The sequence below is a fragment of the Undibacterium sp. Dicai25W genome, assembly GCF_049340505.1.
Lineage (GTDB): Bacteria > Pseudomonadota > Gammaproteobacteria > Burkholderiales > Burkholderiaceae_D > Undibacterium > Undibacterium jejuense.
On record NZ_JBMPOQ010000003.1, the window covers coordinates 184,973 to 201,234 of the forward strand.

A 16,262-nucleotide genomic window follows, 5' to 3' on the forward strand; every position below is an offset into this window, starting at 1 on the left:
AGACGCCATTACCGTTTAATTGATTGATTTTTTTTAGCTCGTCTTCTGTCGTTTTAAATTGCAATGTTTTTATAAGATCATAAATATGGTTCACGTACCTTTAATAAATCTTTCTCTACGTTGCAGCGAGAATTTAAAAATACCTGTCTTTGAAGTGGTCGAGGTCACTTTTCACATTTATTAAATAAATTGATAAATGTGAAACTTCGCACTATATTGAAATAGTGAGTTTATATAAAACAGATTAATTTGTAAAAAGTTAACTCTATTGTTATGTATAAAGAGAATTCCCCGTCAGTTCTAGTAGTAAAAAAATTTAAGCGGCGCGTAAAAGATCGCAGATCAGTTTCTCTTTAAATTAACGAATAAATTAACGAATAAATTAACGAGCTATTCCCATGCAACGATTTGCACGACCCATATACGTTTCACAATTCGCTGATTTTCACATCGATATTGTGGCAATGTTCGATTCAAATTTGCGCCATACCTACGTCAACTCGGCGATCGAAAACTACACCGGTCTTAAACCAAAAGATTTCGTTGGAAAGACAAACTATGAATTAGGAATGCCAAAAGACTTGGTCACTCAATGGGACGAAGCGCTGGAGCATGTGTTTCGTACCGGTGAATCAAGAGATCTTACATTTACATTTCCTGGCGTCGAAGGTAACCGTGATTTTCATTCTCGTTTGGTTGCAGAAAGAGACTCTTCAGGAAATGTTGCATCGGTGATTTCTTTTGCACGAGACGTTACTGAAGCTGAGCTCTGTTTTAGATCTGATATGGTCAATAAGTATGAGACCGGGCTTATACAAGCGATTCTTGACTCAGTGGATGATGCCGTCATTGGTAAGACATTAGATGGAGTGGTAACTAGCTGGAACGGTGCTGCCGAAGCTATGTTTGGCTACAAGGCAGAAGAGATGTTGGGAAGATCCATTTTGCGTTTATTCCCCCCAGACAGACTCGATGAAGAAAAATTCATTCTTGAAAAACTGCAATACGGGGAAAAAATCGACCATCTTGAGACGGTACGTGTTCACAAAAGTGGACGCTTGATACACGTCACCGTAACTACGTCACCCATTCGTAACCTGGACGGAAAAGTTGTTGGCGCGTGCAAGATCGTTAAAAATGTAACGCCATTAATCGTTGAACGGCAGCGACTGGAACTAGCATTACTTGCAACCAATAGCGGACTATGGGATTGGGATCTTATCAACGGTACAGTGTACTTGTCTGACCTCTATCTTAAAATTACCGGTAGCGACAAACAACAGGAGACCCACGATTTTGATCACTTTAAACGAACTATCCATCCCAACGACTTAGAGCAAACGCTAAAAACCATCGACAAATATCTGGAAGGTCATACCGAACATATCGAGTTCGATTATCGCCTGGCTGCAAATTCGAGTCCCAAAGAAAGTTGGGTAACAACTCAAGCCCAAATTGTGGAACGTGATTTGCTCGGAAGGCCATCGCGTTTGGTCGGCACCATAACAGACACCACGGAAATCAAAAAGACCTATTCAAATCTGCTTGACCGTGAAAAGCGCCTGACCCGTGTGATTGATGGCTCCGACCAAGGTTATTGGGACTGGAACATCCAATCAAATTCCCTCGAAGTAAGCCCGCGCTGGGCTGAAATGCTAGGCTATACGCTCGAAGAGGTTGATGTTGCCAATGGTGGCTATGAGAAATTGGTTCATCCAGATGATCTCGTTTCTGTCATGGAAACGGTACTTAAACATATCCAGGGCAAATTACCAAATCTTGAGCAAGAAATTCGTTGCCTCACCAAGACTGGCGAATGGAAATGGATATTAACTCGTGGTCGAGTTGTAGAATGGGATGACGGTAGAAACCCACTCATGGTATCGGGCACCCACACCGATATTACTGAACGAAAAAAATTAGAAATGTCCTTGCGGGAAGCGGCAACAGTTTTTGATAATAGCTATGACGGTATTGTCGTAGTCAACACAGATGGGTTGGTTTCCCGCACAAATCCCTCTTTTAGCCGGATTACTGGATTTTCTGCAGAAGAAGTAATTGGAAAATCGTACCAGTCGCTCTTCGCCACTCCGCTGAAGCGACGATTCTATGAGCAATTGCATTTGTCACTGAGTAAATATAAATATTGGAATGGTGAATTGTGGGGACATCGAAAAAATGACCAAACCTATCCGGTATTACTTTCGATTTCTAGCGTGGTCGACGAAAAAAATGGCATAGAACATTACATAGGAATTTTTTCAGATATCAGCCATTTGAAAGAACATGAAGCAGAACTGGATCGAGTTGCCCACTACGATCCTTTAACTGGCACACCGAACCGAAGACTGTTGTCTGATCGATTGCAGCAATCGATAGTCAGAGCGGATCGTCAAGGTAAATCGCTGGCAGTATGCTATCTCGACTTGGATGGATTTAAATACGTCAATGATCATTTCGGGCATCAGGCTGGCGATGATCTACTGGTTGCGATTGTTAATAATCTTAAACAAGTACTGAGGGCGGAAGATACCCTTTCACGTCTTGGTGGCGATGAGTTTGTTTTACTTATCAATGGCTGCGAACGACCCGAGGAGTGTTCAATCATATTGGATAGAATATTAAACACCATCAAGATACCAATTACGATAGACAAGGCAGTTATCAGTGTGTCTGCAAGCATAGGTGTGAGTCTCTATCCTAACGATCATTCGGATGCTGACACCTTATTACGTCACGCAGATCAAGCAATGTACCGTGCCAAAGAATCAGGTAAAAATCGCTATCATCTCTTTGATCCGGACAGCGATCAAAAAGCGCAGCGACAACGTGAAATTATTAGTCGACTGCACAACGCGTTACAAAACGATGAATTGACATTGTACTTTCAACCTAAAGTTGATTTAAGAAACGGTGCTGTGGTTGGTGTCGAAGCGCTTATCCGCTGGCAACATCCAGAGCGCGGTTTACTTAGTCCGGCAGCCTTTCTGCCGCAGGTTGAAGGAAGCACCGCTGAATATCCTATCGGTAAATGGGTTATTTCCACCGCTATCCGTAAAGCTTCGCAATGGCTAATAGAAGGATTTCCATTAAAAGTCAGTGTAAATATTAGCGCGAATCAATTGATGCACCCAGAATTCTTAAATGATCTGCGTTTAGCTCTTGCCGAACACCCTGAGGTACCTGCAGCCCATCTGGAGTTAGAGGTGCTCGAGAGCGTGTCAATCAGCGATGTAACGAGAACGGTTGAAATACTCGCTGAATGTCATAGGATTGGAGTGATGGTATCGCTAGATGACTTTGGGACTGGATATTCATCATTAACTTACCTACGAAAATTACCGGTCGATACACTCAAAATCGATCAAAGTTTTGTTCGTGATATGCTGACTGACCCCGAGGATCATGGAATTGTTAACGCAGTAATCAACCTTGCAAAGTCTTTTAATAGACAGGTTATTGCAGAAGGTGTAGAAACGCTCGCGCATGGTAATGAGCTATTGAGAATGGGTTGCCATTTAGTGCAAGGTTATGGGATTGCCAAACCAATGCCGGGCGAGGAAATTCAAACTTGGATCAAATACTGGCTCGCTCAACGAAATTGGGAGTGCATATAACCAGTTAATTACCATGTTTTTCAAAAAAAGCATCTTTTCAAGCATCGATGTGTGTTTATATGCGCTGATAGTCGGGCAAATGAATGTGAACCGTCAGGTTCGTATTAGCAGCCTGAGAAATTGAATTGCTCAAGCTTTCATAAATTTCTTTTTTATTCTAAGTACGCGTTTCCATATCCAAGGTATTTCACGCTTTGCTTTTTGTTCGGCATCGTTATCGTTGATTCTTTCGGTGGCATCAAGCAAAGTAACGCCTTTTACCGAAACTTCGTCAAACTTGAATTTCCCAGGTGTTTTGTCAACCTCGTCTTTAAGTATGCCATTGCTTAGCTGGTAAGCAGCAATAGCGGCTGCAACGGCAGGGTTGCTGCCTGTTTCGGTTGCGTAGTCCATTGAGTTGATCGTTGCTATCGCTGCATGGTCCACTGGCGGTGATATTGTGATGTGTGTTGTGTAAATTTGCACGGACTGCGCTGCCGTGTTAGTAGGATTAATAATATTGCCTGTTGTTGCTGAAATTGACTGCGTGATACTTGGACTGGTGACTACGGTGTTCGGGGTGGTGATAGCATTGGTGTTTACCTCATTGAGAACACTAGCATGACTTTCAGTGTTAATCGCGTCAATGAAGGCTTCGTTATTTAGTGTGGATTTTAGTTCAGCGTTGAGCAAGGCTTCGGTAGTATCGAATGTCGCAGGAGTGCGTTGATCGATGACGCTTCGATTATTGCTGGTATTGGCATTTGTCGAGGCCGCAAGACTTTCAAGATGTTTTAGCGCATTTTCCTGAGTGCTATTTAACGTGATAATTTGTTTTTGTACTGATAGTTGTTGTGTGTTTTGTTGTAGGGCAAGGTTCGACAACTCAACAATGCTATCGCCTGTCTCGGTTGTGTTCACTGCACTTGCTTGTTCTACAGCATTGGGGTTGAGTGTCACAACGCTGGCTTGTTCCGGTGCAATTGCCGGTGCAACTGGGGGCAATGGTGGTATAGATGAAATGCTCATTTGAGATTCTCCGCAGACACTACTGTAACGGTTAACGGCAATCGTTGCTGATAGTTGAACCGGCTTGCCAAAAACATTCAGGTAACGTCGTTTGTGATTAAAAAAGGCGGTCAGCGTGCTGCGATTTTAGCTGCTTGAATGATAGTCGGTTGAAATTATTTCTTACTTAAATCTGGTTCGTTTTAGCCGATTTTGAGCATGCATAATTCACATTGCGTGCAACTTTTGGTTCGGAATTCTTTGAAAAGCCTGATTGTCGCGAGTTCTTCGTGAGCGTTGAGCGTTTTGGCAGTGGGTGACCCGCCGATGATGACTGATGATTCGGGAACGTCAGGCAATGGCTATTGGGAGGTGAGCGTCGCTACTCTGATGAATCATGCCGGGCAAACAAGCATTTATCAGTTGCCTCTGATAGATGTCAACTTAACCGCAAAGTGAGTTCATTTAAATGTTGGTGCTCACTATGATTTAAGCGAAAACAATACTTTGTTGCTTGCAGGGGTGCATGACTTGCACAATACTCAGGCAGCACAAAGTTCGGTAATGACTTATCTTGGCTTGCAAATGCAGTTTTGATTTGATGTTATCCGCTGGACTCCATACCTAGGTAGTCAAAAAAATCAAATAGCGGACTTATTTTTTATTTTTGCCAGCAGGCCGGTTCTCGACATTGACTTCTTGAATCGCTTCAGCGAATTCAGAAATATCTTCAAAGCTCTTATAGACTGAAGCAAAGCGGATGTACGCGATTTTGTCGAGACGTTTGAGTTCGCGCATCACCAGTTCACCGAGTTGCACTGACATGATTTCACGTTCACCGCTGGCGAGCAGTTTTTCTTCTATGCTTTGTACGGCGTTATCAACTGCTTCGGCCGATACCGGACGTTTGCGCAGAGCCAGCATCAGGCTGGCGCGTAATTTGGAAGATTCATACTCGCTGCGGCTGCCATTTTTTTTAACGATAACGGGCATGATCAATTCTATGCGTTCATAGGTTGTGAAGCGCTTATCGCAATGAGCGCAGCGGCGGCGGCGGCGCATAACATTGCCTTCTTCAGAAACGCGAGTATCGATCACCTGGGTGTCGTCGTTATGGCAGTAGGGGCATTTCATGTAGGTACGTTAGTCTCTTTAATTGTTGCGTCGCATGTTACTTAATAAAACGCCACTCATCGAGTGGCGTTCATCAGTGACGAAATGCTTTACACTATTTTACTTCGCGTAGACTGGGAAAGCACTAGTCAGTTTTTTAACTTCTGCTTTAACGCGTTCGATTGTTGCTGCATCGTTAGGATTATCCAACACGTCAGCAATCAAATGACCGACTTTGATCGCTTCTGCTTCTTTAAAACCACGTGTGGTGAACGCTGGGCTACCAAGGCGAATACCAGAAGTGACCATCGGTTTTTGTGGATCATTAGGAATACCGTTTTTGTTGCAAGTCATGTGAGCAGAGCCCAAAATCGCTTCCGCTTCTTTACCGGTCAAACCTTTTGGACGCAAATCAACCAGCATCACGTGAGATTCAGTGCGACCAGAAACGATACGCAAGCCGCGTTCTGTCAATGTTTGCGCCAGTGCAGCAGCATTTTTGACGACTTGTTCTTGATACGCTTTGAATTCTGGTGTGAGCGCTTCTTTGAACGCCACCGCTTTACCAGCAATCACATGCATCAATGGACCACCTTGCAAACCCGGGAAAATCGCAGAGTTGATTTTCTTTGCAATCGCTTCGTCGTTCGACAAAATAATGCCGCCGCGTGGACCGCGCAAGCTCTTGTGTGTCGTGGATGTGACAACGTCAGCAAATGGGACTGGGTTAGGGTACACGCCAGCGGCGATCAAACCTGCATAGTGCGCCATGTCGACCATGAAGTAAGCGCCGATTTCTTTGGCGATTTTGCTGAAACGTTCAAAATCAATACGCAGGGCAAATGCGGATGCGCCAGCGATGATCAATTTTGGCTTTGTTTCGCGTGCCAGTTTTTCCATGGCGTCGTAGTCGATGTCTTCATTTGCATCCAGGCCATAAGAAACGACATTGAACCATTTACCAGACATATTCAATGGCATGCCATGAGTCAGGTGACCGCCTTCAGCCAGGCTCATGCCCATGATGGTGTCGCCCGGGTTGAGTAATGCAAAGAAAACGCCTTGGTTGGCTTGTGAGCCAGAATTTGGTTGTACGTTAGCAAAATTTGCACCGAACAATTGTTTCAGGCGGTCAATCGCCAATTGTTCTACTACGTCAACGTGTTCGCAACCGCCGTAATAGCGTTTGCCTGGATAACCTTCAGCGTATTTGTTCGTCAGTTGGGAGCCTTGGGCTTCCATGACCGCTGGTGATGTGTAGTTTTCAGAGGCGATCAGCTCGATATGTTCTTCCTGGCGATGGTTTTCCAGTTGAATGGTTGCGAACAATTCTGGATCAATATTGGCGAGGGTATGATTTTTGGCAAACATGGCTTTCCTGATTTTCCTGTTAATGTAAAAAACTAGATCGGTGATTGTTTTCTATGAGGTGTCAGTCGGACGTGGTCGTAGAGTGGCAGCCTCACAAATTTACCATCAGGCTACCCAGGCGCACGGCTGAGGTCTTACGACCCCGAAATCTCACGCTTCCCGATGGATCTCCATCTTTTGTTGATGATCAAATAACAGACCAGTCGACGTTTTCGCCAGTCACGTGAGACGAAATGGTGCGCAGATTTTACGTGATGCCTTATGAATGGGCAAGCGGGTAGACCTAACTTTTGTTTAGTTGTGGAATCTACTTATCCAAGTTGACGCAAAATTACCCCTTAACCATTTTGGCGTTGCTTAGGTCGAGCAGAAGTCCTGCTGTGATGCACAAAAGCACTTAGAATAGAGGGCATCGTATTTCAGAGGATTTGCACGTTACTATCGTGCAAGTTTACTTTGCTGGTTGCTTATTGTCTTAAAGGAAATTGTATGATTGTATTAGTTACTGGTGCAAGTTCAGGTTTTGGCGAGGAAATAGCAAGAAAATTCGTGCGCGAGGGACATAAAGTCATCGCTGCAGCGCGCAGGGTGGATCGTTTGGCAGCACTACAAGCTGAGTTGGGCGAGAATTTATTGCCTGTTGAACTCGATGTGACTCATAAAGCATCGATCACGAAAGTATTGGCAGAGTTGCCAGCTACATGGAAAAATATTGATGTTTTGGTCAATAATGCTGGTTTGGCTCTTGGTACTGAGCCAGCGCATCTGGCATCTCAGGACGAATGGGATACGATGATAGATACCAATTGCAAAGGACTGGTGACGATGACACGCGCGATTTTGCCTGAGATGGTGGCGCGCAACAGTGGCATGATCGTCAATATTGGCTCTATCGCAGGTTCGACAGCGTATCCAGGTGGCAATGTGTATGGCGCAACCAAGGCATTTGTGGATCAGTTCACTAAAAACCTGCGTGCCGACATGGTCGGGACTGGCGTCAGAACCACCAATATCGCGCCTGGTTTGTGTGGCGGTACCGAGTTTTCGAATGTGCGTTTCCGTGGCAATGATGAAGCGGCTGCCAAAGTTTATGAAGGTACGGTGCCCTTGACCGCGATCGATATCGCAGAAACCACGTATTGGATCGCCACTTTGCCTTCGCATGTGAACATCAATTACATAGAAATGATGCCGACATGTCAGGGTTTTGGTCCTTTGAACATTAAGCGTCAGCCAGTCTGATTGTTAAATTCATCCCCAACGAGTGAATGATTTTTCCTTATACTCAAGGGAGTACCCTTAAACTTCTGGCGATCGCTCCAATATTGCAGGGACGAAAGAAGTAAAATGCAGGATACTCCCGTCAAACGAATAAATAATGCGAGAAGATTTTATCTGGAATGCCAGGGTGTATTATGAAGACACCGATGCTGGTGGTATCGTTTTTTATGCCAACTACCTTAAATTTTTTGAACGTGCCCGTACCGAATGGTTACGTGCCTCAGGCGTTAATCAACAACAACTGACGCAAGAATTTGAGGTGATGTTTGTCGTTAAAGCAACTGCAGTCGATTATCATGCACCAGCGCGTCTTGATGATGAACTAAGGCTCACGGTTGTGGTCGAAAAGCTGGGACGTGCTTCCGTGCAATTTATTCAGGAAGCATGGTGCGGCGATCGTTTGTTGGTTTCAGGCAAAATTAAAGTCGGATGCGTTGGTGCGACCAGTTTGCGTCCAGCTGCAATTCCTGATGTTATATTGGCAAAGATTTCTGTATAGTCGCTACGCGCGCTGGAAATTCGCTGATCTTTTTTGAAGTTGCGATGTTCCGCCATTTTTACTTTCATCTGTTTTTTATCTGATTTTATGACTGCTACACAAGATCTTTCATTTTTAAGCCTGATTAGTAATGCATCGATATTGGTGCAATTGGTGTTGGTGCTGTTACTCGGTGTTTCGCTGACCAGCTGGACGTATATTTTCAGCAAAATGTTTGCGATCAAAAAGGCCCGCGCTCAGACTGAACACTTTGAACGTAATTTCTGGTCGGGCGGCAATCTGGTCGAGTTATACCAGGAAGCGGCGAATAGTCGACGCAATGCAAGTGGCAAGATGGGGGCTTTAGAAAGAATTTTTGAAGCGGGTATGAGCGAATACCAGAAAGTCAAAAACGCCAATAAGGCTTCACTCGATGCCAGTGCTATGCTCGATGGTGCTCGCCGTGCGATGCGTGCTGCCTATCAGCGCGAAATGGATATGTTGGAATCGCACTTGTCTTTCCTTGCATCGGTTGGCTCGGTTTCGCCTTACATCGGTTTGTTCGGTACCGTGTGGGGGATTATGAATTCTTTTCGTGGCCTGGCGAATGTGCAGCAAGCGACACTCGCCGCAGTAGCGCCCGGTATTGCTGAGGCTTTGATTGCGACAGCAATTGGGTTGTTTGCTGCGATTCCTGCGGTGTTAGCATATAACCGCTACTCGCATGAAATCGACCGCCTGGCGATACGCTTCGAAACTTTTATCGAAGAATTCTCTAATATTTTGCAACGTCAGTCACGTTGATCATTGAGGCTGCATGAGTTCTCTGCGTGGCGAACGTAAACGCAAATTTAAAGCCGAGATTAACGTCGTTCCTTATATTGACGTGATGCTGGTATTGCTGATTATTTTTATGGTCTGCGCACCGATGACGAATCCGAGCGTGATTAATCTACCGACGGCAGGGCAATCTACACAGCCACCATCTTCTTACATTGAAATTTCTATTTCCAAGAATAATACCTGGGCAATCGGGATTAAGAGTAAAACAGATGGTAGTGGCAATAACCCTTCTGACGATAAAGAAGAAACCTCGGATCGTGAAAAATTGATGCTAAAACTGCGCGAGTATCACGACAAAAACCCCGATTTGGCTGTATTGGTTTCGGCAGATAAAAAGGTGGAATACGACAATGTGGTCCAGGTAATTTCTGACGCGAAAAAGCTTGGCTTCAATCGCGTTGGTTTGGCTACAAAATAATCAAGGATGGCTGCTTCTTTTTTCCCCCCGCGTTTCACTTTGCTGCTGATGAGTATTGTCAGTGGATCAGGTTGGGCGCAAGAAGCCGCCATTTTGGAAAAAACGCAAACTCTTGTTAGCAACGCTAAAGAAGTAGTTGTTTCAGGTGGTGCTTCTAACAGCGCTACTAATGATGCGACTGATCAGGCGAAGGCTGATGTCAGCAGCGATGCTCTAGTTGATGAAGCCGGGAAAACCTCACCTGGCAAATCCTTACGTATGAGTGGTAGTTTTCGTTTGGTGACGGAAAAAAATGAGTGGTCGGTTCTTTTGCGTGAACATATTCCTGAATTTGTAAGCAATCCTGAACCGCAAAATATTACTCCATCATTGCTCCGCAGGATGCGTCAGGATATCGGCGATATTCTGGCGACAGAGGGTTATTTTTCTCCTCAAATTCAATTTGAAAATCTGGATGAAGTAGCGCTCAGGGATGCCAGATCCAGTGCCGAAAAAGTGATTAATGTGCATATTGATCCCGGCCCAAGGACGAAAATAACAAGCGTCAATATTCAATTTACCGGCGCCTTGAATGATGCCGTTCAAGCGCAAGATCAGAGTGCAATAGCGCGCCGTGAAGAAGCCTTGAAAACCTGGAAGTTGACTGTTGGAAAGCCATTTACTGAAGATGCCTGGAGTCAATCCAAAAATCTTTTGACGGAAAATTTGCGCACCAATGTTTATGCTTCAGCGAAGCTGATTGATAGTGAAGCAAATGTTGATGCTGATGCCCACAATGCTGATCTTGTTTTGGAAGTTGATAGTGGTCCTGTTTTTACTTTTGGGGCGCTTCAGGTTACTGGCTTGAAACGTTATCAACGTTGGATATTAGATCGTTATCAACCACCGCGTGAAGGTGAGTTGTATTCACGTGCGCGGTTACTTGAATTTCAGCGGGCTTTGCAGAACTCACCTTATTTTGCGTCGGTTGCAGTAGCCATAGAAGCTGACCCTGAAAAGGCAAAAAGTGTTCCCATTGAGGTCAACCTCGTTGAGCGTAAGCCGCGTGATTTGAGTTTTGGTCTCGGTTATAGTTCTAACACAGGGTTTCGAGGTGAGATCGCGTATCGCGATCGGGATATATTGGGACGGGCATGGGATTTGCGAAGTGCAATCCGGATAGAGCAAAAGCGTCAGGTTGGCTTCGCGGATATTTATTTACCCCCTTACGATAACAAACTTGATTCGTTTGGTGTCATTTCTGATCGTGAAAATGTTTCTGACGTACTGACAGTTAAAAATGCGGTGGGTATTAAACGTACATCAACCAATGGTCATGTTGAACAACGGTTGGGGCTTAATCTGGTTCGGGAAAAAGTATCGATTGAGAGTGAACCAACACAAATTAATCGAGCGCTGGTGGCAAGTATAGGCTGGACCTGGCGCGATGTGGACGATACATTTGCCCCGCGTAAAGGTGAAATTTATCAACTTGATTTAGCTGGTTCGGAAAAAGCCGCCCTGTCTGACCAGCGATTCTTCCGGGTCTATGGAAAATATCAACGTTGGATACCTGTTGGCACAGCAGATAGCATTATTTTACGTGCAGAAGCCGGGCAAGTGTTTTCAGACAGTATTGAAGGTATTCCGGAAGATTATTTGTTCAGGACGGGCGGCAGTTCTACCGTGCGCGGTTACTCTTATCAGAGCCTGGGAATTCAGCAGGGACTAGCGGTCACAGGCGGTCGCGTTATGTCCGTTGTCAGTGCAGAATACGTGCATTGGCTGGATCGCACCTGGGGCATCGCTACCTTTGTTGATGCGGGTGATGCCTCAGATAGTTGGCGCGACCTGAAGATGTATCAGGCATTCGGGGTAGGTGGCCGTTATCGTACGCCTGCTGGTCCGATTGCCCTGGATCTCGCTTATGGTAAGCAGACTAAGAAATTACGTTTAGATTTTTCTATTGCGATTGCTTTCTGATATGGAACAAAAAGTGTCTCCGCAAGCGCCTGATAATGAGTCCCCAATTGCTGGGCGCAGACGCTTTTCTGTTCTGAAATTACTATTCGCGACATTTTTTTTGGTGCTCTTATGTTTGAGTATATTGCTGGCCTGGGCAATTAAAACTGAAAGTGGTACTCAGACCTTATTTTCTGTCGCGCATTCTCTGAGCGCAGGATCTTTGCAGGCCACTGGTGTCAAGGGCTCAGTCGGTGATGAGCTGGAATTCGAGAAGTTATCATATCATTCAACTGATTTAAAAATTGAAGCGAGTGGTGTTCATTTAATCTGGCGGCCTTTCGCTCTGTGGCATAAACAGGCGTTGATCGATCGACTGCATGTCAGCGCATTGCTTATTGCCACGGTACCAAGTAATTCCCCCGCTAGTCTGCCAAACGACTTGCACTTGCCGCTCAGCTTATCAGCAAAGGATCTTGCAGTAGGTGAATTGCTGATTGCTGATTTGACGCCTGGTGGCAAGCAAACTGATAGTCTGAAACTGAGTGCTCTAACCGGAGAAATGAGTTTTGATCTACACCAGTATCAGGCCAGGCTGGCATTCAATTCGCCATGGGGGCGCATCCAGTCTGACTCTTTGAACCTAAATGCGCAAAGACCGTTTGCGCTCAAAGGTAATGCCAATTTGCAGGGTCAGGTCACCCCCCAGATTCCGGCAATGTATGTGCTAGCGAATGCAAGTGGTAATTTGCAAACGCTAAAGCTCTCACTGCAGGCGCAACTCAACGAACAAACGAAGCAGCCGGATGGTTTATCTGCTGCCGTATCTGCCGCAGAATCTTCTGCATTAACTGGCCATGCAAACGCAACCATCGCACCATTCGATGAGCAAGTTTTAAAGCAATTGCAGATTGATGTTGAACACTTTAATCCGGCGGCTTGGCATGCCAGTGCACCAGTCGCAGATTTGCGGATTTGGGCGGATGCACATCCTGATCTCAAGCTAAAAAAACAAACTGATGATCTGATTGGATCACTGCGTGTGACTAATACAGCGGTTGCCACTTTAGATAAAAATGCCTTACCAATAAAAGGCATGAGTAGTCAGTTTGAGTGGCGCGGCACGCGTTTGCGTCTCCCTGATTTGCAAATCCAATTTGACGGTGATGGTGCTGCACGCGGTGATGCGCAAGTCAATTGGCATGCAAAGCAACCCCAAGCCGAAGCGCGAATTCAATTGTCGAATATCGACTTGCTGAAAATCGATCAACGTTTACGCCATACCCAGATCAATGGCGAAATTACTGCGCAAACCAAGGAGAATATTCAGGTTCAGGCACAATTGCACGACAAAGGAACTCTGCTTAATTCGGAGTTGAATTACGATATTCAAAAGCAGTTGCTGACCCTTAAACAAATTAAGTTGGCATCGCAAGATTCGCATGTTGAAGGGCAGGGTGACATCTCATTTGCTGGCAATCAGCCATTTCATTTTAAAGGAAGTCTGGTTAATTTTGATCCTTCAAAATGGATAGATGTGCCTGCTGGTCACCTCCAAGCGGAACTCACCACCTCAGGTCAATTAATGCCACAACTCCAGGTTGCATTGAGTTTGCCGCACTTACAAGGGCAATACGCAGGGCAGACCGTGCAAGGAACGATGGGTGTGCAGTGGCAAACCGCACAACTACAAGTGCATCAGATGGATTTACGCTGGGGTAGCAATCATCTGAATGCACAAGGGGCTTGGGGCAATGTAAGTGATGTGCTTAAGTTACAGTTGGATGCGCCGCAATTAAACGAATTGAATGCATTGCTCGCGAATCAGCAGATGACAATCAATGGTGATCTTAAGGCGAATGTTGTTTTAGAGGGGAAGTTTTCTGAGCTTGCTGGTCAGCTTAATATGCAATCTGGAAAACTTCAGTTTTCAAAAAAGCAGCAGGAATATTCTCTCGAAAATTTACTTGGAAAATTGAGCTTGTCGCACGCCAGTAATGGTGTTTTTGATGGCGAAATCAGTGCACACCATGTGAGATCAGATACAAAGCTGACCTCGGAATCTGAAGATAAAATTGAACAGATCAAATTGGGATTAAAAGGTCGCCGCGACGCACATCAAATTGCTTTACAGTTGCAGTTGCCGGGGCAGCAGAACGTACAAGCACAAATCAATGGTGGATTGCAGCCACCACAGCACGGTAAGGAAAGCCCGTGGGGCTGGACTGGCCAATTACAGAGTTTGGGATTAAATGGACAAACCAGTGCTCGCTTGCTGAACCCAGCGCCGGTCACTATTTCTGCACAGGCGGTGCACGTGGGCAATGTCCAACTCGAGAGTGGCCTGGTTAATGTCGAAATGGAGCAGTTTGACTGGACGCCAGATTCATTGAAAACAAGAGGACGAATTTCTAATGCAAAAGTGACTGATTTACTCAACTTCATTAAACCTCAATACGCTGTTACTGGCAGTCTGAAATTAAATGCTGATTGGAATATCCAGCTTGCTGATACGGTACATGGAGAAATTAATCTACAAAAGCAAAGCGGAGATCTGCGTTTTAACGATCCTGACGGCACCGGAACACCGATTCCATTAGGTATTCAGGACTTGAAAATGCAGGTACGCATTGGAGGTCTGGTTGCGGGTACAGATGGGCAACGTATGAGTTTGAGTTTGAATGCGGATGGAACTCGCTTAGGTCAAGTTCGGATGCAGGCCGATTCTCTCTTGAGCAGGCAAAATGGTCTGTGGAGTGTTTCGTCTGCTGCGCCGCTGGGCGGCACCATTAACGCGGTTGTTCCCGATCTTGAATGGGTAGGTTCCTTGATCAATCCGGGTTTGGTGTTGAAAGGTAAATTAAATCTTGACGCCAAATTGAGTGGAACTTTGAGTGTGCCGCATTATCACGCTAACGTTGCTGGTAAAGAGCTGGAAGTGGCATTTGCGTCTGAAGGACTGTTACTGCCGAATGGTGTGTTAGATGCACAAATCGATGATACCCATTTAAAACTGGCGCGCTTGCAGTTTTCAAATACAGTAACCATGTTGCCACAACATGAACAGTTCAGGGACTGGGATGCGATTGGTAAGCGCGGTGAATTTAATGCCAGTGGGGAGCTAGATATTGGCAAGGAAACCGGCTCAATCAAAGCGGAATGGAAGCAATTTCCAATGTTGCAACGTAAAGACCGATGGCTGCAAGTATCGGGTCAGGCCAGCATAGTGGAGGCAAATAATGTCTGGAGTCTGAATGGCAAGGTTGTTGCTGACGGTGCTTATTTTAAACTACCTAAATTGCCGCCCCCAAGTTTGTCGAGTGATGTGAACGTTAAAAGAAAATCTGATAAGCCAACTGAGAAAGATGCAGCAGCCAATGCCTCCAAAAAAGGTTTAAAAACCCGCATTGACGTTAATTTTGATATGGGGCCTCGTTTTGTATTTGTTGGCCGTGGCTTGGATACCGGATTAGCCGGAAGTTTGCGCTTGCGTTCATTTGACGGAAGTCCTTTACAAGCGACCGGATCCATCAATACGGTAAAGGGCGCTTACGAAGGATATGGACAGCAGTTGACAATAGATCGTGGCAATTTGAATTTTCAGGGGCCACCTGCAAATCCCGGCTTGAATATTCGTGCCTTGCGGAAAGGCTTACCAGTTGAGGCTGGGGTCGAAGTAGTCGGTACCGTAGTGGCGCCACAGGTGCGACTGGTTTCCGAACCTGATGTGCCAGACACAGAAAAATTAAGCTGGCTGGTCTTGGGCCGCGGTTCTGATCAGTTGGCTGGTGGCGATGCTTCGCTATTAATGTCTGCGGCGACCGCGATATTTGGCGGTGATGGCAGTCGTAATGTTCCTAAAGACATTGTACAGGGGCTGGGTTTTGATGAGTTTTCGATTGGAAATTCTAGTGGTGCACCTTCATCGCATGTTCCGGGGCAGACCGTCGCAGGAACAACTTCAACTTCTACTAGTTCGTCGGGTAGCGACCAGGTAGTGAGTGTCGGTAAACATCTGATGCCAGGTTTGGTATTGGCAGTAGAACGTGGTCTTGGTGATGCCAGCGGAGCGGTCAAACTGAGCTGGCAACTCACGCGTAGAATCACGATAGTTGGCCGTACCGGTAGTGAATCTGCGGTCGATATTAACTACACATTCTCATTTAATTGATCGAGACACAAATGCGGTGTTAATTTGGCGTAAATGCGACAA

Annotated in this window: 10 protein-coding genes and 1 riboswitch; of the genes, 7 read left to right on the forward strand and 3 right to left on the reverse strand. The window is 45.5% G+C overall.

Annotated elements, in window-relative coordinates; all coding sequences use genetic code 11:
* The first annotated feature begins 398 nt into the window (after positions 1–398).
* Positions 399–3,617, forward strand: coding sequence for a PAS domain S-box protein (locus ACO0KY_RS05615; protein WP_423044787.1), 3,219 nt, complete (start codon positions 399–401; stop codon positions 3,615–3,617).
* Positions 3,618–3,746: 129 nt separating this feature from the next.
* Here ACO0KY_RS05615 and ACO0KY_RS05620 read toward each other — a convergent pair whose 3' ends face one another.
* The 3 genes from ACO0KY_RS05620 to glyA all read right to left on the reverse strand — a co-directional run bounded on the left by ACO0KY_RS05620 (position 3,747) and on the right by glyA (position 7,088).
* Entirely contained in the window at positions 3,747–4,625 is an 879-nt protein-coding gene (locus tag ACO0KY_RS05620) for a hypothetical protein (RefSeq protein WP_423044788.1), read from the reverse strand.
* 633 nt (positions 4,626–5,258) lie between these two features.
* Positions 5,259–5,738, reverse strand: coding sequence for a transcriptional regulator NrdR (gene nrdR / locus ACO0KY_RS05625; RefSeq protein WP_186910482.1), 480 nt, complete (start codon positions 5,736–5,738; stop codon positions 5,259–5,261).
* 99 nt (positions 5,739–5,837) lie between these two features.
* On the reverse strand, positions 5,838–7,088 hold the full coding sequence (gene glyA, locus ACO0KY_RS05630) for a serine hydroxymethyltransferase (RefSeq protein ID WP_186910483.1): 1,251 nt from the start codon (positions 7,086–7,088) through the stop codon (positions 5,838–5,840).
* 105 nt (positions 7,089–7,193) lie between these two features.
* Positions 7,194–7,321, reverse strand: a riboswitch (ZMP/ZTP riboswitch).
* Between the two features lie 256 nt (positions 7,322–7,577).
* Here glyA and ACO0KY_RS05635 point away from each other — a divergent pair.
* The 6 genes from ACO0KY_RS05635 to ACO0KY_RS05660 all read left to right on the forward strand — a co-directional run bounded on the left by ACO0KY_RS05635 (position 7,578) and on the right by ACO0KY_RS05660 (position 16,220).
* On the forward strand, positions 7,578–8,330 hold the full coding sequence (locus ACO0KY_RS05635; protein ID WP_423044789.1) for an SDR family NAD(P)-dependent oxidoreductase: 753 nt from the start codon (positions 7,578–7,580) through the stop codon (positions 8,328–8,330).
* Between the two features lie 136 nt (positions 8,331–8,466).
* Positions 8,467–8,868, forward strand: coding sequence for a tol-pal system-associated acyl-CoA thioesterase (gene ybgC, locus ACO0KY_RS05640; RefSeq protein WP_423044790.1), 402 nt, complete (start codon positions 8,467–8,469; stop codon positions 8,866–8,868).
* A gap of 87 nt (positions 8,869–8,955) precedes the next feature.
* A complete protein-coding gene (gene tolQ, locus ACO0KY_RS05645) occupies positions 8,956–9,651 on the forward strand; it encodes a protein TolQ (protein WP_423044791.1) in 696 nt (231 codons plus the stop codon).
* A gap of 13 nt (positions 9,652–9,664) precedes the next feature.
* Entirely contained in the window at positions 9,665–10,108 is a 444-nt protein-coding gene (locus tag ACO0KY_RS05650) for an ExbD/TolR family protein (RefSeq protein ID WP_423044792.1), read from the forward strand.
* A gap of 6 nt (positions 10,109–10,114) precedes the next feature.
* Positions 10,115–12,070, forward strand: a complete 1,956-nt coding sequence (locus tag ACO0KY_RS05655; protein WP_186910488.1) for an autotransporter assembly complex protein TamA — start codon at positions 10,115–10,117, stop codon at positions 12,068–12,070.
* Positions 12,071–12,185: 115 nt separating this feature from the next.
* Positions 12,186–16,220, forward strand: a complete 4,035-nt coding sequence (locus tag ACO0KY_RS05660) for a translocation/assembly module TamB domain-containing protein (protein WP_423044793.1) — start codon at positions 12,186–12,188, stop codon at positions 16,218–16,220.
* The last annotated feature ends 42 nt before the right edge of the window (positions 16,221–16,262 follow it).

What these genes read in the sequence shown, in the direction of transcription:
- ACO0KY_RS05615 (WP_423044787.1), top strand. Translation starts at nt 399, where the DNA reads ATGCAACGATTTGCACGACCCATATACGTTTCACAATTCGCTGATTTT.
- tolQ (WP_423044791.1), top strand. Translation starts at nt 8,956, where the DNA reads ATGACTGCTACACAAGATCTTTCATTTTTAAGCCTGATTAGTAATGCA.
- ACO0KY_RS05650 (WP_423044792.1), top strand. Translation starts at nt 9,665, where the DNA reads ATGAGTTCTCTGCGTGGCGAACGTAAACGCAAATTTAAAGCCGAGATT.
- ACO0KY_RS05620 (WP_423044788.1), bottom strand. Translation starts at nt 4,625, where the DNA reads ATGAGCATTTCATCTATACCACCATTGCCCCCAGTTGCACCGGCAATT.
- glyA (WP_186910483.1), bottom strand. Translation starts at nt 7,088, where the DNA reads ATGTTTGCCAAAAATCATACCCTCGCCAATATTGATCCAGAATTGTTC.
- nrdR (WP_186910482.1), bottom strand. Translation starts at nt 5,738, where the DNA reads ATGAAATGCCCCTACTGCCATAACGACGACACCCAGGTGATCGATACT.
- ACO0KY_RS05655 (WP_186910488.1), top strand. Translation starts at nt 10,115, where the DNA reads ATGGCTGCTTCTTTTTTCCCCCCGCGTTTCACTTTGCTGCTGATGAGT.
- ybgC (WP_423044790.1), top strand. Translation starts at nt 8,467, where the DNA reads ATGCGAGAAGATTTTATCTGGAATGCCAGGGTGTATTATGAAGACACC.
- ACO0KY_RS05635 (WP_423044789.1), top strand. Translation starts at nt 7,578, where the DNA reads ATGATTGTATTAGTTACTGGTGCAAGTTCAGGTTTTGGCGAGGAAATA.